We start from the raw sequence: 17,307 nt of genomic DNA on the forward strand, positions 1-17,307 counted from the left end.
GCCACCGGGTGCGCGGGGCCGTGCTGATCACTCGCGGGCGGCCGCCGGTCCCGGGACGGGCCGGTGCAGCACGACGGCCGCGGACGCCACGGCGGACGCCGTGGCGAGGACGGCGCAGACGGCCGTGACCGCGGCGAGGGCCCGCCAGGGCAGGACGAGCGGCGCGGGGGCCGACTGCAGGGTCAGCGCCGCCCACATCCCGGCGAGTTCGAGCGCGGCCACGGCAACCCCCAGGACGGCGCCGCCCGCGGCCACCGCCAGCGCCTCCGCGCCCACCAGCCGCAGCACCTGCCACCGCGTGGCCCCGGCCAGCCGCAGCGCCGCGAATTCGCCCACCCGGTCGGCGGTGGCCATGACCACGGTGTTGACCAGGGCGATGGCCGCGTAGAGCAGGGCGATGCCGAGGACGAGCAGGAACCCGTAACGGGTGGTGCGCCCGCTGCCGGGCGCGGTGGCGGCCCGCCACCGGTCCCCGGTGAGGACCCGGCCGCCGACGGGCCGCACCGCCCGTTCCAGGCCGGCGGCGACCGCGCGCGGGTCCGCGCCCCCGGCGAGGGCGATGTCGACCCGGTCCACGCGGGCGCCGGGCGCGTTGGCCGGGGTGACGTAGACGCCGTTGTTCCCGGTGCCGGTGGTCATCACGGCGGCGATCCGCAGCGTCCGCCCGGTGCCGTCCCCGAGCCACACCCGCACCCGCTGCCCGACCGTGTGCCGCTCCCACTCCTCGTTGACGACGATCGAGTCGTCGTCGAGGCCGCCGAGCCCGCCCGCGGCCAGCGGCAGCCGCGCGGTGGCCGCGAGCGCCCCGGGTTCGGCCGCCCGCGCCTCGGACCTGACCAGGGCCCCGCCCTCCTCCAGGACGTACACCGCGCTCGGCGCGCTCGCCGACACCCGGGCGCTGGGCACCGCGCGCAGCCGCTCCAGCGTCCGCGGTCCGAAGGCGCCGTCGCCGCCGGCCGTGACGACGAACGCGGCGGTGGTCAGCTCCCGCCTCTCGGCGGCCCCGGCCCGGCCCAGCGTGGCCGTGGCGCCGAGCAGCGACCCCGTGAGGGCGACGGTGACCAGCACGGGCGCCGCGACGGCGGCCGTACGGCGCACCCGGGCCGCCGCGTTCTCGCGCGTCAGCGTGCCGACCGCGCCCGGGAGCCGGGCGGGCAGCCAGGTCAGCAGGCGGGTGAGGGGGCGCACCACCAGCGGTGCGAGCAGCGCGGCGGCGCCGATCAGCAGCATGGGCCGGCTGACGTACGTCTTGCGGTGCAGCAGGTCGCCGGGATCGCCGAGGAGCGCGGCGGCGAGCGTCACCACGGCGGTCAGCAGCAGACACCCGCCCCACAGCCACCGCCCCGGAGTCATGGCCCGGCCATCGGCGGACGCCTCGCGCAGCGCCCGCAGGGGGCTCGTGCGTCCCGCCCGCCAGGAGGCCGCGACGGCCCCGCACAGGGCGACGAGGAGCCCCGTCCAGAACGCCGCGTGGTACGGCCAGGCCGCGTCGCCGACCGTGAACCAGCCGGGCGCCAGCTCCACGTCGACCACCCACGCCGTCAGCCGGGGGGCCGCGTACCCGCCGAGCGCGCAGCCGGCGGCCGAGCCGAGCACCCCGACGAGCAGGGCCTCGCCGCACACCATGCGCCCCACCTGGCCCGGGGTGGCCCCCGCGGCGCGCAGCAGCCCGAACTCCCGGCGCCGCCGGTCGACGGCGAGGGCGAAGGTGGACGCCACCACGAACACCGAGACGAAGGCGGAGACCCCGCCCGCCGTGCCGAACAGGGCGTTCACCGCGGTCAGCGCCGCACGGTCGCGCTCCGGGCCGGCGTCGGCGTACCGACGGTCGCCGCCCGTGAGGACCCGCACCCCGGCGACGTCGCGCACCGCTTCCCGGACGGCCGCCGGGTCGGCGTCGACGACCAGCTGAAGGACGGGCGGGGACAGCGCGGCGGCGCGCGCGTCGGTGTGGAAGACGGCGTGCTCGAAGCCCCGGCCGGCGACGGCGCCCACGACCCGCACGGTGCCGCGGTCCGTGCGGACCCGCTCGCCGGGCCGCGCCCAGTCGCCGCTGACGACGACCTCGTCGTCCGCGCGTGGCGCGCGGCCCGCCGCCAGCTCGTACGGGGCGAACGCGGCGGTGGACCAGGGATGGCCGGTCAGTTCGCCGGGGCCGCCCTCCGCGCGGACGCGGTAGGAGCGGTCCACGACCACGGCGCCGAGCCGGCGCAGCTTCGCCACGGTCGCCGCGGGCAGCGCGCGGGGATGCGCCGGCGTCATGGTCCGGTCGCCGTACGGGGTTTCCACGCGCAGCGTGTCCCCGGCCCTGACCACCACCGGGGCGGCGGCGAACCGCTCCGGTCCCCGGGCGGGGGCGTCCAGGGAGGAGGCGAGGGCGAGCCCCATCACGGTGAGCAGCGCCACGCCCAGCGCGAGGGCGGTGAAGGCGCCGGCGAAGGCGGTCCAGCGGGCGCGCAGGGTGCGCAGGGCGAGGCTCAGCACGGCACGGCCTCCAGCCCGGTCATCCGCGCGGCGACGGCGTCGGCGCCCGCCCCGGTCAGCTCGTCGTGGACGCGGCCGTCCACCAGGAAGACCACCCGGTCGGCGCGGGCGGCGGCCACCGGGTCGTGGGTCACCATGACGACCGTCCGTCCCTCCCGGTCGGCCATGCCGCGCAGCAGGCCGAGCACCTCGTGGCCGGTCCGGGAGTCCAGCGCCCCGGTCGGCTCGTCGGCGAACAGCACGGCGGGACGGGTGACCAGGGCACGGGCCAGCGCGACCCGCTGCTGCTGGCCGCCGCTGAGTTCGGCGGGCCGGTGCCGGGCCCGGTCGCCGAGCCCCACCCGCCGGAGCGCCTCACGGACCAGGGCCCGCGGCACCCGCCGGCCGGCGAGCCGCAGCGGAAGGGCGACGTTCTGCTCGGCGGTCAGCGCCGGCAGCAGGTTGAACGCCTGGAACACGAACCCGATCCGCTCACGGCGCAGCAGGGTGAGCCGTCGCTCGCCGAGCCCGGTCAGCTCGGTGCCGTCCACGGTGACCGAGCCCGAGGTGGGCCGGTCGAGACCGGCGGCGCACTGCAGCAGCGTCGACTTGCCGGAGCCCGAGGGGCCCATCACCGCGGTGAAACTCCCGTGCGGGAAGGCGAGGGACACGTCGTCCAGCGCGGTCACCGCGCTGCCGCCCGACCCGTACCGCCTGCTCACCCGGCGCAAGGCGACCGCGTCGCCGTCCAGCTTGCTCATGTGCCCCACTCCCCTGTCCGGCCCGGGCGTTCCGGGCCGCTCGACCAGGGGAAACGAAACCGTCCGGGGGCCGGCCGGCACACTGCGGCAGGGGCGAGGAAAGGGGTAGGGCCAGGCATACCCCGAGGCCTCCGTCCAGGCCCATGGCCCCGCCCGGCGACGGCTTCTACGGTGATCCGCATGCAGCCCCGAAACATCTGGCGGGCCATGTCCCGCCCCGGCTACGCGCTGTCGCCGTGGCCCTGGCGCTCGGCCGGGTACCTGCTCACCGGCGCGCTGACGGGCGCGGTCCTCCTCGTGGGCCTCGTGGTGTCGGCGGTGGCCGGCGGCGTCCTCGCGCTCGCCCTGGTCGGGCTGCCGCTGCTGCTCGGCACCGCACTGGCGGGCCTGCCGGTGGCCCGGCTGGAGCGGGCACGGCTGCGGCTGGTCGACGGCGACCCGGCGCCCGACCCCCACCTTCCGCCCGCCGCCCCCGGCCTGCGCGCCTGGCTCATCACCCGGCTGCGGGAGCGGGCCACCTGGCGGGAGCTCGGGCACGCCGTGCTGTTCGCGGCCCTGCTCTGGCCGGTCGACGCCCTCGCGCTCACGGCCGGCCTGCTCCTCCCGGCCGCCGTGACCGCCACCCCCCTGCTGATGGCCACCGTGGGGGACGGCAGGGAGGCGAAGGTGCTCAAGCTGTGGACGGTCACCAGCTGGCCGGCCGCGGCCGCCGCCGCCGTGCTGGGTGTCGCCCTGCTCGCCGTGGGCGCCTATCTGCTCGGCGTCGCGGCCGGCGCCCGCGCGGGCCTCACCCGGCTGTTGATCGCGCCGCGCGAGGCCGGCCTGCACGCCGTGGTGACCGAGCTGACCCGGTCCCGCGTACGGCTGGTGGACGCCTTCGAGGCGGAACGGCGGCGCATCGAGCGCGATCTGCACGACGGGGCCCAGCAGCGCCTGGTCGCCCTGACGATGACGCTGGGCCTGGCCCGCCTGGACGCGCCGCCCGGACCGCTCGCCGACCAGCTCGCCAGGGCACACGACGAGGCGGGCCGGGCGCTGGAGGAGCTGCGCGAGCTCATCCACGGCATCCACCCCCAGGTCCTCGCCGACTACGGCCTCGCGGCCGCGGTCGCCGACGCCGCCGACCGGTCCGCCGTGCCCGTCGACGTCGACCTGGACCTGACCGGCCGGCTGCCCGGGTCCGTGGAGGCCGCCGCCTACTTCGTGGTGTGCGAGGCCCTGGCCAACGTCGCCCGGCACAGCGGGGCGAGCCGCGCCCGGGTGGGCGGCGGGCACCGCGACGGACGGCTGCTGCTGGAGATCGGTGACGACGGGCGGGGCGGCGCGCGGGCCGGGGCGGGCAGCGGGTTGACCGGACTCGCCGACCGGGTGTCGGTCCTCGATGGCAGACTCACCCTGTCCAGTCCGGTGGGCGGACCGACCCTGCTGCGTGTGGAGATTCCTTGCGCCCCCTGCCTCCCCTGCGAGACGGCCGAGCACTGCGCGTAGCGCTGGCCGAGGACAGCGTGCTGCTGCGGGAGGGCCTGACCGGCCTGCTCCAGCGGTGCGGCCACGAGGTCGTCGCGGCCGTCGGCGACGCCGAGGCGCTCGTCGCCGAGGTCCGCGAGCGGGACCCGGACATCGTGGTGACGGACGTCCGGATGCCGCTGGGCTTCCAGGACGAGGGCCTGCACGCGGCCGTGCGGCTGCGCGCCGAGCGGCCCGCGCTGCCCGTGCTGGTGCTCAGCCAGTACGTGCAGCACCGGTACGCCTCCGACCTGCTGGACTCCGGCGACGGCACCGGCATCGGCTATCTGCTGAAGGACCGGGTCGGCCGGATCGAGGAGTTCGTGACCGCGCTGAGCGAGGTCGCGGACGGCGGCACGGTGGTCGACCCCGAGGTCGTACGGCAGTTGCTGCGGCGCCGCCGCGATCCGCTGGAGCGGCTGTCACCGCGCGAGCGGGAGGTGCTGGCGCTGATGGCGGAGGGCAGGTCCAACGGCGCGATCGCCCGCGCGCTGGTGGTGTCCGAGGCCGCCGTCGGCAAGCACGTCGGCGGCATCCTCGCGAAGCTGGACCTGCCGCCGGCGGACGGGACGCACCGGCGGGTGCTGGCTGTGCTGGCGTTCCTGCGGGCCTGAGGCGCGCACCGGGCGGAGGGTGCCGCTGAGCGGTCCGCGCGGCCCGGCTGCCTAGCGGTCACCGGTCGCCGGTCATTCAGCGGTCACTGGTCACTCCCCGGTCGCAAGGTACGACCGGTACCACGGCGCCGACCGTGCGAACGTGCCGGCGAAGCCCTCGCCCGGTGAGCAGTCCAGGTCCTTCCAGAAGCCGTCGTCCGCGAACCAGTGGTCGACGGTGAGCATGCCGAGGTGGTGCAGCGCGCGGGGGGAGCCGGCGGCACGCGCGTGGGCGGTGGCGACGTCCACCGCCGCGCCCGCGCCCGGTCGTTCCACCCGCTCGCACACGGCCGCGAGCAGCTCCGAGGCGGGGACGGGGTCCGGGTGGGCCACGTAATGGGCGCCGGGGCCGTGGCGCGGGGACAGGGCCGCGGCGACGACCGCCCGGCCCAGCGTGCCGACGTCGATCATCGACTGGAGCGCCTCGCAGCCGGACACCGTGGCGGACAGCTCGCGCAGCAGCCCCACCAGCCCGGGGACCACCCAGCGGTCGCCCTCGCCGTGCACCAGGTGCGGGCGCAGCACCAGGCCGCCCGCGTCGAGGACGTGCCGTTCGGCCGCCGCGCGGCTGCGGCTGGTGGCGGAGACGGGAGCGACCGGGGCCTCGCCGGGGCGGACCCCGCGGAAGGGCCCCCGGCCGTGGACCGCCGCGGTGCTCACGTACACGATCCGGCGCACCCCGCTCCGTACCGCCTCCTCCACCAGGGCCTTCGTGCCGGCGTCGTTGACCGCCGCGACGGAGTCCGGGTCGCCGCCCACCCGGGAGGCGCAGTGGACGAGGACGTCGACGCCGGCGCAACTGCCGTGCAGCGTGCGGGGGTCGGCGAGGTCGCCGGGCACCGTCCCGGCGTCCGGCCCGACGTCCGCCGGTGTCACGTCCGTCGGCCGCCCGTCCGCCGTGCGGCGGGACAGGGTGCGGACGCGGACCCCGGGGCGTGCCCGGGCCGCCGCCGCGACCCGGCCGCCGACGAAGCCCGTCGCGCCGGTGACCAGCAGCTCGACGGTCACCGCGGTGACCGTGCCGGGGCGGTGGGCGCGCAGGTGAGGGTGGCGGCGAAGACGGGCTCGCCCTCCTGACGGCCCGACACCCGTACCGTCACCCCGTCCTCGCCCTTGTCGAGCACCTCGGTGTCGATCAGACAGGGGCTGTCCAGTTCGGCGTAGCGGCTGAAGGAGACGGCCAGTTCCGACGGCAGGAAGGGACGACGGCCCGATGCCGCGGTCGCGGCCTGGCGGGCCGCCTCGAACAGGACCATGCCGGGCACGTGGTCGTTGGGGCGCGCGAAGAGGACCTCGTGCCCGGTGTGCACGCGCAGCAGCCAGGAGCCGGGCCGGTCGGCGGGGGCCAGGACGACGTCCTCCGCGCGGTGCCGGCCGACCGTTTCGGGCGCCACCGGTTCCGGCAGCGGTATTCGGGCGTCCCGGGCGGCCAGGTGCCGTCCCCGCAGTCGGCGGTAGGCGGCCGGCGAGGTGCAGCCGGTGCTGCCGGTGCCGCGGGCGACGAGGTGTCCCGCGCGGTGGAACTCCATGGTGGTGCGCATGCCGTTCAGACCGCGGCCACGGCGGCGGACCTCGGAGCAGACGACGTCGACGGTGACCGGCTCGTCCGCGTCCGCGAGCAGCAGCCGGTCCGGGTCGGTGGAGATCTCCAGGTCCCGCATGACGAAGTGGGTGTCGGCGGGGGCGCCGAACTCCGCGTGCGCGAGGGCCATCGCGGTCTGACGCAACGTTTCGCCCACGATCATCGGATCCTGGTGGCGGTCGTCGACCGGGCCGAAGAAACTGTGCACGGCGGGCCATCGGGCGGTGACGCGGAATCGGACGTCCGACTGCCGGACCCAGGAGACCGGGAAGACGTCCTCCGCGCGGTGGCGGTGGGCGAGCCGCGTCGTGACCCGGACCGGGGCGCCGGGGCCGCCGGCGGCGTTTGCGGACGAGCCCCGCCGGCCGGTCTGATCCTCCATGGGTGCGCTCCAGGAATGCGGCTGCGGCATGAGGAACCCCCCGGGATCGACGATCAGGACTCCGGTCGGTCCGCCCTAAGATACGGACGAGTTGGTTTTTTTCCAAGGGTGATCCACACCGCCGGAGACGAGCCCACGCGCCCCGCACGACACGGCTGACCGGCATGGACGGCTTCACGGCGGCTTCATGGCGGCCCGCGCGGTGACCGCACGGCGCGACCCACCGGATCCATGAGATCCACCCAGATCAGGAGGCATGCGATGGCGCGACAGGAGCGCGCGGTCCGCACCCGGCGGACCATCCTGGAGGCGGCGGCTGCCGTCTTCGACGAGCGCGGCTACACCTCGGCGACCATCGGGGAGATCCTGGAGCGGGCCGGGGTGACCAAGGGCGCGCTGTACTTCCACTTCGGCTCCAAGGAGGAGCTGGCCCTCGGCGTCTTCGCGGAGCAGCTGGCCATCTCCCTGCCCCCGCAGTCCAGCAAGCTGCAGGAACTCGTCGACTCCGGCCTGGTGCTGGCGCTGCGGCTGCGGACCGAGCCGCTGGTGCGGGCCAGTGTCGGACTCGCCCTGGACCAGGGGGCGCTGGGCCTCGACCGCACTCCGGCGTTCGGCATGTGGATCGACCAGACCACCCGGACCCTGACCGAGGCGAAGGCGGGCGGTGAACTGCTGCCGCACGTCGACCCGACGGAGACCGCGGAACTGCTGGTCGCGAGCTTCTCGGGGACGCAGCTCCTGTCGCAACTGCGCTGTCAGCGGCAGGACCTGGAGCACCGGGTCACCGTGCTCTTCCACCACATGCTGCCGGGCGTGGCCGTTCCCGCCGTGCTGGCCCGGCTGGACATCACCCCGGACCGCGCCGGGCGACTGCTCGCCGAGGGGCGGCTGCTGCCGGTGGAGGGGGACGTCGCGGAAGTCGGGTAGAGCCGGGAGGGCCGGGGACGATCGGCGAGGGCCGGGGACGATCGGCGAGGGCCGGGGACGACCTGAGGCTTTCCACACCGCGGGAGTTGTCCACAGGGTCTGACGCGTTCCGTCCGGCGGCTGTACGGTCGGCACGATCGATGTCGACACGTGTGTACGGCACGTATGTGTACGGGGAGGCGGTCGCCGTGGCCGAAGCTGTTGCCGGGACATCCGGAGTCTCCGGGACGTCCGGGGCTCGTGAGTCCGCGGGCGGGACCGGGACCGGCGGCGCGGCCCCGGGGCGGCGGCTGCCGCGGGTGCCCGGATTCGCCGAGCGGGCCGCCGGGGGCAGCCCCAAGCAGGAGGGCAAGGCCCTGCGCGAGCGGATCCCGCGCGGCGCGCACGCCACCCTCGACCCGGACGCCTCCCGCCCCGACGCCGTGAGCGCCGTCGAGGAGTCCAGCCGCGGCCGGCTGCCCGAGCTGGCCCCGCTCCGGGTCGGCAGGATGGCGGCCACGCCGTTCGCGTTCCTGCGCGGATCGGCCGGCCTCATGGCGTACGACCTGGCCCGCACCCCCATGACCCGGATCGCCGCCCAGATCTGCGGGGACGCCCACGCCGCCAACTTCGGCCTCTACGGCGACGCGCGCGGCGGACTCGTCATCGACCTGAACGACTTCGACGAGACGGTCCGCGGCCCCTGGGAATGGGACCTCAAGCGGCTCGCCACCTCCCTGGTGCTCGCCGGGCGTGAGGCCGGCGCCGACGAGGACACCTGCCGGGCGGCGGCCCACGACACCGCGGGCGCCTACCGCCGCACCATGCGGCTGCTGTCCAAGCTGCCCGCGCTGGACGCCTGGAACGCCATCGCGGACGAGGAACTGGTCTCCCACACCGACGCCCACGACCTGCTGGGCACGCTGGAGCGGGTCTCCGAGAAGGCCCGCGCGAACACCAGCGGCCGCTTCGCGGCCAAGTCGACCGAGGCGACCGGGGACGGCGGGCGCCGCTTCGTCGACGCGCCGCCGGTGCTGCGCCGGATCCCGGACGGGGAGGCCGCCGCGGTGGCCGCCTCGCTGGAGGAGTACCTCGGCACGCTTCCGCCGGACCGCCACCCGCTGCTGGCCCGGCACGCGGTGCACGACGTGGCGTTCCGCGTCGTCGGCACCGGCAGCGTGGGCACCCGCTCGTACGTGGTGCTGCTGCTCGACCACCGGGGCGAGCCCCTGATCCTCCAGGTGAAGGAGGCCCGCGCCTCCGCGCTGGTGCCGCATCTGGTGACGGCCGGCTTCGACGCCCCCGCGGCGGAGCACGAGGGCCGGCGCGTGGTCCACGGTCAGAAGCGCATGCAGGTGATAAGCGACAACCTGCTCGGCTGGACGACGGTCGAGGGCCGCCCCTACCAGGTGCGCCAGTTCCGCAACCGCAAGGGCAGCGTCGACCCGGCCGCGCTCGCCGCCGACCAGGTCGACGACTACGCCCGGATGACCGGCGCGCTGCTGGCCCGCGCCCACTCCCACAGCGCCGACCCCCGTCTGATCGCCGGCTACTGCGGCAAGAACGACGAACTGGACGAGGCGATCGCCGCCTTCGCCGTCGCCTACGCCGACCGCACCGAGGCGGACCACACGGACCTGGTGACCGCGGTGCGCTCGGGACGCGTGGCGGCCGAGACGGGGGTGTGAGCGGACGCGGCGTGCGGCGGACGTGCCGCGGCCGCGATCGGTGGCGCCCCGGCGCGTGGCCTACGCTGTCCGGGTGACGACCTCGGAAGGTGAGCAGGGTGGCGGCGGCGTCGGCGCGGAGCGGACGCCCGGCGGTGGTGCGGCGCGGCCCGAGGAGCGGCTGGAGCGCGCCGTACGAGCGGCCGAGCAGGCGCTGATCGAGTTCGAGATCGCCGTGGAGACCTTCCGCGTCGAGGTCGACAACTTCTCCCGGCTGCACGAACAGAAGCTCGGCCCCATGTACGCCCGCCTGGAGGAGCTGGACGCCCGGATCCTGGAGGCCAGGGCCGCGCGCAGCGACGACCCGGAGGACCGGCGCAAGGCCGACGAGGCGCGCGCCCGGCTGGCGCCGATCCCCGGCGTCGAGGAGCTGCTGAACGGCTGGATGGACGGCGACGGCCTGTTCCCCGAGGCCACGGCCATGCTCACGGACCAGCCCGTCCGGCCCCCGCAGCGGGTGCGGCCCAGCGAGGAGGCCCGCAAGCTCTACCGCGACCTCGCCCGCAAGGCCCACCCGGACCTGGCGCAGGAGGACAAGGAACGCGCGCGCCGCGAGGAGTTCATCACCCGCGTCAACGCCGCCTACGCCCGCGGCAACGCGGACGAGCTGCGCGAGCTCGCCGCGGAGTGGGCCGCGGGGCCCGAGCTGCGGCACGTCCCGAGTGAGAGCGAGGAGCTCTACGCCCGCCTCGAATGGCTCGCCCGGCGCAAGGAACTGCTCACGCTGGTCGCCAGGCAGCTGGAGGAGGGCGCCATCGGCTCGATGCTCCGCCTCGCCCCGGACGACCCCGACAAGCTGCTCGAGGAGATCGCCGGGCAGCTGAGCGCCCAGGTCACCGAACGTGAGGCGGAGCTGGCGGCGCTGCTGGCCTGAACCGGACGCCGTCCGGTCGGGTAGCGTCGGGGCCATGAGTTTTGGAGCTGGTGTGCCCACGGTCCCGGTCGCGGACCTCAAGGACGGCGACTTCCTGCTGGACGTCCGCGAGGACGACGAGTGGAAGGCAGGTCATGCCGCGGGGGCGCTGCACATCCCCATCAGCGAGTTCGTGGCCCGCTACGGCGAGCTGACCGAGGCCGCCCCGCAGGACGGCCGGGTGCACGTCATCTGCCGGTCCGGCGGACGGTCGGCGCAGGTCACCATGTATCTGGCCCAGCAGGGCGTCGACGCCGTGAACGTGGACGGCGGGATGCAGGTGTGGGAGGCCGCGGGGCGCCCCGTCGTCACCGACGACGGAACGCCCGGACACGTGCTGTAGCGCGCCCGCGCGGACGCCCGCGGGCCGGGCCGGTCCTACCGGTCGAAGTCCAGCTCCACCCGCTCCGTCACCGGATGCGACTGGCAGGCCAGGACATAGCCCGCCTCCGTCTCCTCCGACTCCAGCGCGTAGTTGCGGTTCATCCGCACCTCGCCCGTGACGAGGAACGCCCGGCAGGTCCCGCACACCCCGCCCTTGCAGGCGTAGGGCGCGTCGGGCCGGTTGCGCAGCACCGTGTCCAGCAGGGACTCGCCGTCCTGGACGGGCCAGGTCCCGCCGCGTCCGTCGAGCCGTGCCGTGACCGTGCTGTGCGCGGGGGCGGCCGCCGCGGCCACGGGCTCCGTGCCGGCGTCCACATGGAAGATCTCCTGGTGGATGCGGGAGCGTGCGACGCCCAGCCCGCGCAGCGCCCGCTCGGCTCCCCCGACCAGGCCGTACGGCCCGCACAGGAACCAGCCGTCCACCTGGCCCACGGGGAGCAGGACCGGCAGCAGGCCGGTCAGCCGCTCCTGGTCCAGCCGCCCGGACGGCAGCCCGGCCTGCTGCTCCTCACGCGAGAGCACCGTCACCAGCTGGAACCGCTCGGGGTAGCGGTCCTTCAGGTCGGCGACCTCCTCCAGGAACATCGTCGAGGCGGCCGTACGGTCGCTGCGGACCAGGCAGAACCGGGCCTCGGGCTCGCGGGCGAGGAGGGTCGAGACGATCGACAGCACCGGGGTGATGCCGCTGCCGCCGACGATCGCCGCGTACCGGCCCGGAGCGGGGGGCAGCGTGAAGCGGCCGGCCGGGGTCATCACCTCCAGCTCGTCGCCGGCGGCGATCTCCTTGAGCGCGTACGTGGAGAACGCGCCGCCGTCGACCAGGCGCACGCCGACCCGGAGGGTGCTCGGCGCCCCGCCCTCGGGTGCGGGGGAGCAGATGGAGTAGGTGCGGCGTATCTCCTCGCCGTCCGCGACGCGCCGCAGGGCCAGGTGCTGGCCGGGGGCGTACCGGTACTCCTCGCGCAGGGGCGGGGGGACGGACAGGGTGAGGGCGACGGAGTCGTCGGTGAGCCGGTCGACCGCGGCCACCCGGAGCCGGTGGAAGCGGGCCATCACAACTCCTTGAAGTGGTCGAACGGTTCACGGCAGGACAGGCAGCGGCGCAGCGCCTTGCACGCCGTGGAGGAGAAACGGCTGAGCAGTTCGGTCTCGGCGGACCCGCAGTGCGGGCAGCGCACGGGGGCGAGGTCCGCCTCCCCGGGGCTGTGCCGGGTGCGGGTCGGGCCGAGCGACACCGCGACCGGTCCCGCGTCCGCCCGTACACGCGGTGGCGCGATGCCGAACTCCCGGAGTTTTCGCCGCCCCTCGTCCGTGATGTCGTCGGTCGACCAGGCGGGTGCGAGCACCCTGCGCACGGTGACCTCGCGCACCCCGTGCTCGCGCAGCACGCGCTCTATGTCGTGGCTCATCGCCTCGACGGCCGGGCAGCCGGTGTACGTCGGGGTCAGCTCGACCTCGACGGCGTCCGCCCCGCGCGCGTGCACCGCCCGCACGACGCCCAGCTCGCGCAGGGTGAGCACGGGCAGTTCCGGGTCGGGCACCGAGCCCGCGAGCTCCAGGAGTTCCGCCTCCAGCGGGGTGGTGGTCACCATGTCGCCCCCGGGTGGCTGCGGTGCAGGTGCTGCATCTCGGCGAGCATGCGGCCGAAGGGTTCGGTGTGCAGGCCCTGACGGCCGGCTCCGGCCTTCCACGCTCCCGTGCGCGGCCCCTCGGGCACCGTGAGCGTGGCCCGGCGCAGCACCTCCGTCACCCGCTCCAGCCAGGCCGCCTCCAGGGCGGCCGGGTCGACGTCGAGGCCCTCGACCGGCTGGAACATCTCCCCGGTGTGGCGCCACAGGGCGTCCACGGCCCGCTGCATCCGCGCGTGGCTCTCGTCCGTGCCGTCGCCGAGGCGGAGCGTCCACTGCTCGGCGTGGTCGAGGTGGTAGGCGGTCTCCTTGACGGCCTTGCCGGCCAGCGGCGCGAAGGGGCCTTCGCCGGAGGCCAGCGCGTCGTACAGCAGGTACTGGTGGGCGGAGAAGTACAGCTGGCGGGCGATGGTGTGGGCGAAGTCGCCGTTCGGCTGTTCCACCAGCTGGAGGTTGCGGAAGGCGCGCTCCTCGCGGAGGAACGCCAGCTCGTCCTCGTCGCCCGCCATCGAGAGCAGCACGCGGGCCTGGCCCAGCAGGTCCAGCGCGATGTTGGCGAGGGCGACCTCCTCCTCCAGTACGGGGGCGTGCCCGGCCCACTCGCCCAGACGGTGGGAGAGCACCAGAGCGTCGTCACCGAGGGCGAGCGCGGCAGCCGTGCGGGCGGTGTCCTCGGCGGGGGTCGTCGTCACAGGTGCGGCACTCCCTCGGGGATCTCGTAGAACGTCGGGTGGCGGTAGGGCTTGTCGGCGGACGGTTCGAAGAACGGGTCCTTCTCGTCGGGCGAGGAGGCGGTGATCGCGGACGACGGCACGACCCAGAGGGAGACGCCCTCGCCGCGCCGGGTGTACAGATCGCGGGCGTTGCGCAGGGCGAACTCCGCGTCCGGCGCGTGCAGGCTGCCGGCGTGGGTGTGGGACAGGCCCCGGCGCGAGCGCACGAAGACCTCCCACAGGGGCCAGTCGGTGTGGGTCATGCTCGGGTCGCTCCTGTCTCGCTGCTGCTGTGCTTGGCCGCGTGGGCCGCCGCGGCCTCGCGGACCCAGGCGCCTTCCTCGTGGGCCCGCCTGCGCCGGGTCAGCCGCTCTTCGTTGCACGGGCCGTTGCCCTTGAGGACGTCCCGGAACTCGGTCCAGTCGATCGCCCCGAAGTCGTGGCGCCCGCGCTCCTCGTTCCACTTCAGGTCGGGGTCGGGGAGGGTGAGGCCGAGGGACTCGGCCTGCGGGACGCAGATGTCGACGAAGCGCTGGCGCAGCTCGTCGTTGGAGTGCCGCTTGATCTTCCAGGCCATCGACTGCGCGGAGTGCTGGGACTCGTCGTCGGGCGGGCCGAACATCATCAGTGAGGGCCACCACCAGCGGTCCACCGCGTCCTGCGCCATCGCGTGCTGCTCCGGTGTGCCCTTGCTGAGGGCCAGCAGCAGCTCGTAGCCCTGGCGCTGGTGGAAGGACTCCTCCTTGCAGACGCGGACCATGGCGCGTGCGTACGGGCCGTAGGAGCAGCGGCACAGGGGCACCTGGTTGGTGATCGCGGCGCCGTCCACCAGCCAGCCGATGGCGCCGACGTCGGCCCAGGTCAGCGTGGGGTAGTTGAAGATCGAGGAGTACTTCTGGCGGCCGGAGTGCAGCTTGTCGAGGAGCTCTTCGCGGCTGGTGCCGAGCGTCTCGGCGGCGCTGTACAGATACAGCCCGTGCCCCGCCTCGTCCTGGACCTTGGCCATCAGGATGGCCTTGCGGCGCAGCGAGGGCGCGCGGGTGATCCAGTTGGCCTCCGGCTGCATGCCGATGATCTCGGAGTGCGCGTGCTGGGCGATCTGCCGGACGAGCGTGGCCCGGTAGGCGTCCGGCATCCAGTCGCGCGGCTCGATCCGCTCGTCGGCGGCGACGGCCGCGTCGAAGGCGCGCTCGAGGCCCGCCGTGTCGCCGGCGCCCGCCGGTACGTCGTACGCCTGGCTGCCGGCCGTATCGCGGGCGGCTGCTGTCGCCATGAGGTCCCCCTCGACCTGGATGCTTCCCGGAGCACGCTCCCGACCGATCGTTCGGTTCGTGCGATTCCATGGTGAGACGGGCGCCGCGAGGTGTCAACCGCTGTGGATAACCTGCCGTTGCCGCCCGCGGACGACGGCGCCCGGGTCGTGGTGTGGTCACGGCCACGGAACGGGACGCCGACGGGACTGTGCCCGGGGGCCCGCCGCTGAGTACCGTTCCGTGCGACGCGGCGGCGCGTCCGCGCGGGGCGGCACGGTCTCCCGCGGCCAGGCGGACGCGGCGACGGACCGGGATCGGGGAGCGGGGCGGAATGGACGCGTACGACGAGGGCTCGGACCCCCGGCAGGGGCCCGCGCGCCCGCCCGCCGAGCCGACCGGCCCCGAGCCGACCGGATCACCGCAGGCCGGACCCCCGCAGGCCGGTCCGGATCCGCGCCCCGCGCCGACCGACCCCGCCGCACCTGCCGCCCCCGACGCGGTGACCGGGCCCCCCGCCCCCGGCCCGCCCGCCGAGCCCCGTACCGGGGTGGCGGCCCTCTCCCTGCGCTACCAGATCGGCGCCGCGGTGGCGCTCGCGGTCGTCGCGGCCGGGGTCTGTGTGCACCTCGGCATGACGTTCCTGCACGTCGCCCCCGCGAACACGGTCAGCAAGAAGCACAGTGAGAGGATCGAGGACTGGATCTACCCGGAGTTCGAGCAGAACTGGAAGCTGTTCGCGCCGAACCCCCTGCAGCAGAACATCGCCGTCCAGGTCCGCGCCGAGATACTGACGGCGGACGGCAGGACCCGGACCACCGGCTGGTACGACCTCTCCGCGGAGGACGGGCGGGCCATCGACGGCAATCTGCTGCCCAGCCACACCCAGCAGAACGAACTGCGCCGCGCCTGGGACTTCTTCGTCGCCACGCACGACAACGACAACCGCCCGGTGGGCCTGCGCGGGGCGCTGTCCGAGACGTATCTGCGGCGGATCACGGCGCTGCGCCTCGACCGGGCGGACGCGGCAGGTCCGGACGGCACCGTCGCGCGCGTCCAGGTCCGCTCGCGGACCGCCAACGTGCCGCCGCCCGAGTGGAGCACGGAGGAGGTCTCCACCACGCCCGTGTACCGCACGCTGCCCTGGTGGTCGCTGCCCGGGGACGAGGGCCGGGGAGGCGTCGGATGAACCGCTTCACGCTGGCGCTGTCCCGGGTGATCGCCCGCGTCACCGACGCGGCGCTGGGCCCTTACCAGACCGCCGTCATCCGCATCGGCTTCAGCCTGACCTGGCTGCTGTTCCTGCTGCGCGAGTTCCCGCACCGCCAGGAGCTGTACGGCCCCGACGGCCCCTGGAGCTGGGACCTCGCCGGCCAGCTGGTCGCGACGAACGGCGCCTTCACACCGCTGCTGTGGTCGGACGGCCAGGTCTGGTTCGAGGCCGTCTACGCGCTCGCCGTGCTGTGGAGCCTCCTGCTGCTGCTGGGCTGGCGCACCCGCACCACGTCGGTGCTGTTCATGGTGGGCGTGCTGGCGCTGCAGAACCGCAGCGTCTTCATGGGGGACGGCGGCGACAACGTCCTGCACCTGATGTCCGTCTACCTGGTGTTCACGCGCTGCGGGCAGGTCTGGTCCCTCGACGCCCGGCGCGCCCGGCGCGTGGCCGCGGCACGCGCCCGCGGCGAACGGCCGCGCGACCGGGTCGGGCCGCTGCTGTGGGGGGTGCTCGGCTTCCTGCTGTTGCTCGCGACGCTGGCGGGCCGGATGGACGGCGGCGACCTGTTCGTCCCGGTGCTGCTGTGGACGGTCTGGGCCGCCCAGGCGCTGTGGTGGCTGGTCGGCCGCCGCGCGAGGACCGGGCAGCCGCGGATCCTGCTGGACGTCGTCGCGAACGTCGTGCACAACGGCGCGCTGCTCGTGATCATGGCCGAGGCGTGCCTGATCTACGCCACGGCGGGCTGGTACAAGGTCCAGGGCTCCCGCTGGCAGGACGGCACCGCCGTCTACTACCCGCTGCACCTGGAGTACTTCTCCCCCTGGCCCGCCCTCGCGGACCTGCTGTCGGCCAGCGGCACCATGGTGATGCTGGTGACCTACGCGACGGTCGTCATGCAGGTCGCCTTCCCGTTCACGCTGTTCAACCGGCGGGTCAAGAACGTCCTGCTGGCCTTCATGATCATGGAACACGCGGTGATCGCGGTGGTGCTCGGGCTGCCCTTCTTCTCCCTGGCGATGATCGCGGCCGACACCGTGTTCCTGCCGACGTCCTTCCTGCGCCGCGTCGGAGACCTGGCGCCGCGCGCGCGGGAGCGTCTGCGCCCGGGCGGCGGGCCGTCCGTCCCGAAGCCGCGGTCCCCGGCCGGACGTCCCGGCGGGGAGCGGCCGGTGGAGGCGGCTCCGGCGGCCGGCGGGGCGCCAGAACCGCGGACGTAGGCTGCA

17 protein-coding genes are annotated in these 17,307 nt (G+C 75.2%); 8 read left to right on the top strand and 9 right to left on the bottom strand.

The window, feature by feature from the left end:
- Positions 1-27: 27 nt before the first annotated feature.
- Together CNQ36_RS17760 and CNQ36_RS17765 are read right to left on the bottom strand one after the other, a co-directional pair.
- Positions 28-2,484: an ABC transporter permease gene (locus tag CNQ36_RS17760; RefSeq protein ID WP_121546727.1), complete on the bottom strand. Its 2,457-nt coding sequence runs from the start codon at positions 2,482-2,484 to the stop codon at positions 28-30.
- Positions 2,478-3,224 (bottom strand): ABC transporter ATP-binding protein, encoded by a 747-nt coding sequence (locus CNQ36_RS17765; RefSeq protein ID WP_121546728.1) that lies wholly within the window; start codon positions 3,222-3,224, stop codon positions 2,478-2,480. Before CNQ36_RS17765 ends, CNQ36_RS17760 begins: the two co-directional genes overlap by 7 nt.
- A gap of 207 nt (positions 3,225-3,431) precedes the next feature.
- Between CNQ36_RS17765 and CNQ36_RS17770 the strand changes: the two genes are divergently transcribed.
- Together CNQ36_RS17770 and CNQ36_RS17775 are read left to right on the top strand one after the other, a co-directional pair.
- Positions 3,432-4,712 carry a sensor histidine kinase gene (locus CNQ36_RS17770; protein ID WP_121546729.1) on the top strand — a complete coding sequence of 427 codons (1,281 nt, stop codon included), beginning with the start codon at positions 3,432-3,434 and terminating at the stop codon, positions 4,710-4,712.
- Entirely contained in the window at positions 4,685-5,344 is a 660-nt protein-coding gene (locus CNQ36_RS17775) for a response regulator transcription factor (RefSeq protein ID WP_206278567.1), read from the top strand. The genes CNQ36_RS17770 and CNQ36_RS17775 overlap by 28 nt, the downstream gene beginning before the upstream one ends.
- Positions 5,345-5,434: 90 nt before the next feature.
- On the opposite strand, the gene CNQ36_RS35020 is transcribed toward CNQ36_RS17775, so the two are convergent.
- Both CNQ36_RS35020 and CNQ36_RS35025 read right to left on the bottom strand, forming a co-directional pair.
- The gene (locus CNQ36_RS35020; RefSeq protein WP_206278467.1) at positions 5,435-6,391 is read right to left on the bottom strand and encodes an NAD-dependent epimerase/dehydratase family protein; all 957 of its coding nucleotides are present in this window, start codon (positions 6,389-6,391) and stop codon (positions 5,435-5,437) included.
- Positions 6,388-7,347, bottom strand: a complete 960-nt coding sequence (locus CNQ36_RS35025) for a ScbA/BarX family gamma-butyrolactone biosynthesis protein (protein ID WP_206278468.1) — start codon at positions 7,345-7,347, stop codon at positions 6,388-6,390. Before CNQ36_RS35025 ends, CNQ36_RS35020 begins: the two co-directional genes overlap by 4 nt.
- 261 nt (positions 7,348-7,608) lie before the next feature.
- Here CNQ36_RS35025 and CNQ36_RS17785 point away from each other — a divergent pair, with 261 nt between their 5' ends.
- The 4 genes from CNQ36_RS17785 (at position 7,609) to CNQ36_RS17800 (ending at position 11,236) form a co-directional block, all read left to right on the top strand.
- Positions 7,609-8,274 carry a ScbR family autoregulator-binding transcription factor gene (locus CNQ36_RS17785; RefSeq protein ID WP_040906690.1) on the top strand — a complete coding sequence of 222 codons (666 nt, stop codon included), beginning with the start codon at positions 7,609-7,611 and terminating at the stop codon, positions 8,272-8,274.
- 140 nt (positions 8,275-8,414) lie between these two features.
- Positions 8,415-9,941: a DUF2252 domain-containing protein gene (locus tag CNQ36_RS17790; RefSeq protein ID WP_228312995.1), complete on the top strand. Its 1,527-nt coding sequence runs from the start codon at positions 8,415-8,417 to the stop codon at positions 9,939-9,941.
- Positions 9,942-10,014: 73 nt separating this feature from the next.
- Positions 10,015-10,854, top strand: coding sequence for a J domain-containing protein (locus CNQ36_RS17795; RefSeq protein ID WP_121548500.1), 840 nt, complete (start codon positions 10,015-10,017; stop codon positions 10,852-10,854).
- A 52-nt stretch (positions 10,855-10,906) separates the two neighbouring features.
- The gene (locus tag CNQ36_RS17800) at positions 10,907-11,236 is read left to right on the top strand and encodes a rhodanese-like domain-containing protein (RefSeq protein ID WP_004929045.1); all 330 of its coding nucleotides are present in this window, start codon (positions 10,907-10,909) and stop codon (positions 11,234-11,236) included.
- Positions 11,237-11,271: 35 nt separating this feature from the next.
- Here the strand turns inward: CNQ36_RS17800 and paaE are convergent, their stop codons facing one another.
- From paaE to paaA, 5 genes are read right to left on the bottom strand one after another with little or no spacing between them, the layout of a single operon-like run.
- A complete protein-coding gene (gene paaE, locus CNQ36_RS17805; protein WP_121546730.1) occupies positions 11,272-12,330 on the bottom strand; it encodes a 1,2-phenylacetyl-CoA epoxidase subunit PaaE in 1,059 nt (352 codons plus the stop codon).
- Entirely contained in the window at positions 12,330-12,869 is a 540-nt protein-coding gene (paaD, locus tag CNQ36_RS17810; protein WP_040906686.1) for a 1,2-phenylacetyl-CoA epoxidase subunit PaaD, read from the bottom strand. Before paaD ends, paaE begins: the two co-directional genes overlap by 1 nt.
- Positions 12,863-13,597 carry a 1,2-phenylacetyl-CoA epoxidase subunit PaaC gene (paaC, locus tag CNQ36_RS17815; RefSeq protein ID WP_121546731.1) on the bottom strand — a complete coding sequence of 245 codons (735 nt, stop codon included), beginning with the start codon at positions 13,595-13,597 and terminating at the stop codon, positions 12,863-12,865. The genes paaD and paaC overlap by 7 nt, the downstream gene beginning before the upstream one ends.
- The gene (paaB, locus tag CNQ36_RS17820) at positions 13,594-13,881 is read right to left on the bottom strand and encodes a 1,2-phenylacetyl-CoA epoxidase subunit PaaB (RefSeq protein WP_040906681.1); all 288 of its coding nucleotides are present in this window, start codon (positions 13,879-13,881) and stop codon (positions 13,594-13,596) included. Before paaB ends, paaC begins: the two co-directional genes overlap by 4 nt.
- A complete protein-coding gene (paaA, locus tag CNQ36_RS17825) occupies positions 13,878-14,891 on the bottom strand; it encodes a 1,2-phenylacetyl-CoA epoxidase subunit PaaA (RefSeq protein WP_004929032.1) in 1,014 nt (337 codons plus the stop codon). Before paaA ends, paaB begins: the two co-directional genes overlap by 4 nt.
- 311 nt (positions 14,892-15,202) lie before the next feature.
- Between paaA and CNQ36_RS17830 the strand changes: the two genes are divergently transcribed.
- Positions 15,203-16,057, top strand: coding sequence for a DUF5819 family protein (locus CNQ36_RS17830; protein WP_121546732.1), 855 nt, complete (start codon positions 15,203-15,205; stop codon positions 16,055-16,057).
- The gene (locus tag CNQ36_RS17835; RefSeq protein ID WP_121546733.1) at positions 16,054-17,301 is read left to right on the top strand and encodes an HTTM domain-containing protein; all 1,248 of its coding nucleotides are present in this window, start codon (positions 16,054-16,056) and stop codon (positions 17,299-17,301) included. Before CNQ36_RS17830 ends, CNQ36_RS17835 begins: the two co-directional genes overlap by 4 nt.
- Positions 17,302-17,307 lie beyond the last annotated feature (6 nt).

The sequence above is a fragment of the Streptomyces fungicidicus genome (assembly GCF_003665435.1).
In the GTDB taxonomy this organism is placed as follows: Bacteria; Actinomycetota; Actinomycetes; order Streptomycetales; family Streptomycetaceae; genus Streptomyces; species Streptomyces fungicidicus.

Bases quoted from the DNA above. Each gene is read 5' to 3' on its own strand.
- CNQ36_RS17765 (WP_121546728.1), bottom strand. From the start codon at position 3,224: ATGAGCAAGCTGGACGGCGACGCGGTCGCCTTGCGCCGGGTGAGCAGG.
- CNQ36_RS17770 (WP_121546729.1), top strand. From the start codon at position 3,432: ATGTCCCGCCCCGGCTACGCGCTGTCGCCGTGGCCCTGGCGCTCGGCC.
- CNQ36_RS35025 (WP_206278468.1), bottom strand. From the start codon at position 7,347: ATGGAGGATCAGACCGGCCGGCGGGGCTCGTCCGCAAACGCCGCCGGC.
- CNQ36_RS17785 (WP_040906690.1), top strand. From the start codon at position 7,609: ATGGCGCGACAGGAGCGCGCGGTCCGCACCCGGCGGACCATCCTGGAG.
- CNQ36_RS17790 (WP_228312995.1), top strand. From the start codon at position 8,415: ATGTCGACACGTGTGTACGGCACGTATGTGTACGGGGAGGCGGTCGCC.
- paaE (WP_121546730.1), bottom strand. From the start codon at position 12,330: ATGGCCCGCTTCCACCGGCTCCGGGTGGCCGCGGTCGACCGGCTCACC.
- paaD (WP_040906686.1), bottom strand. From the start codon at position 12,869: ATGGTGACCACCACCCCGCTGGAGGCGGAACTCCTGGAGCTCGCGGGC.
- paaB (WP_040906681.1), bottom strand. From the start codon at position 13,881: ATGACCCACACCGACTGGCCCCTGTGGGAGGTCTTCGTGCGCTCGCGC.
- paaA (WP_004929032.1), bottom strand. From the start codon at position 14,891: ATGGCGACAGCAGCCGCCCGCGATACGGCCGGCAGCCAGGCGTACGAC.
- CNQ36_RS17830 (WP_121546732.1), top strand. From the start codon at position 15,203: ATGGACGCGTACGACGAGGGCTCGGACCCCCGGCAGGGGCCCGCGCGC.
- CNQ36_RS17835 (WP_121546733.1), top strand. From the start codon at position 16,054: ATGAACCGCTTCACGCTGGCGCTGTCCCGGGTGATCGCCCGCGTCACC.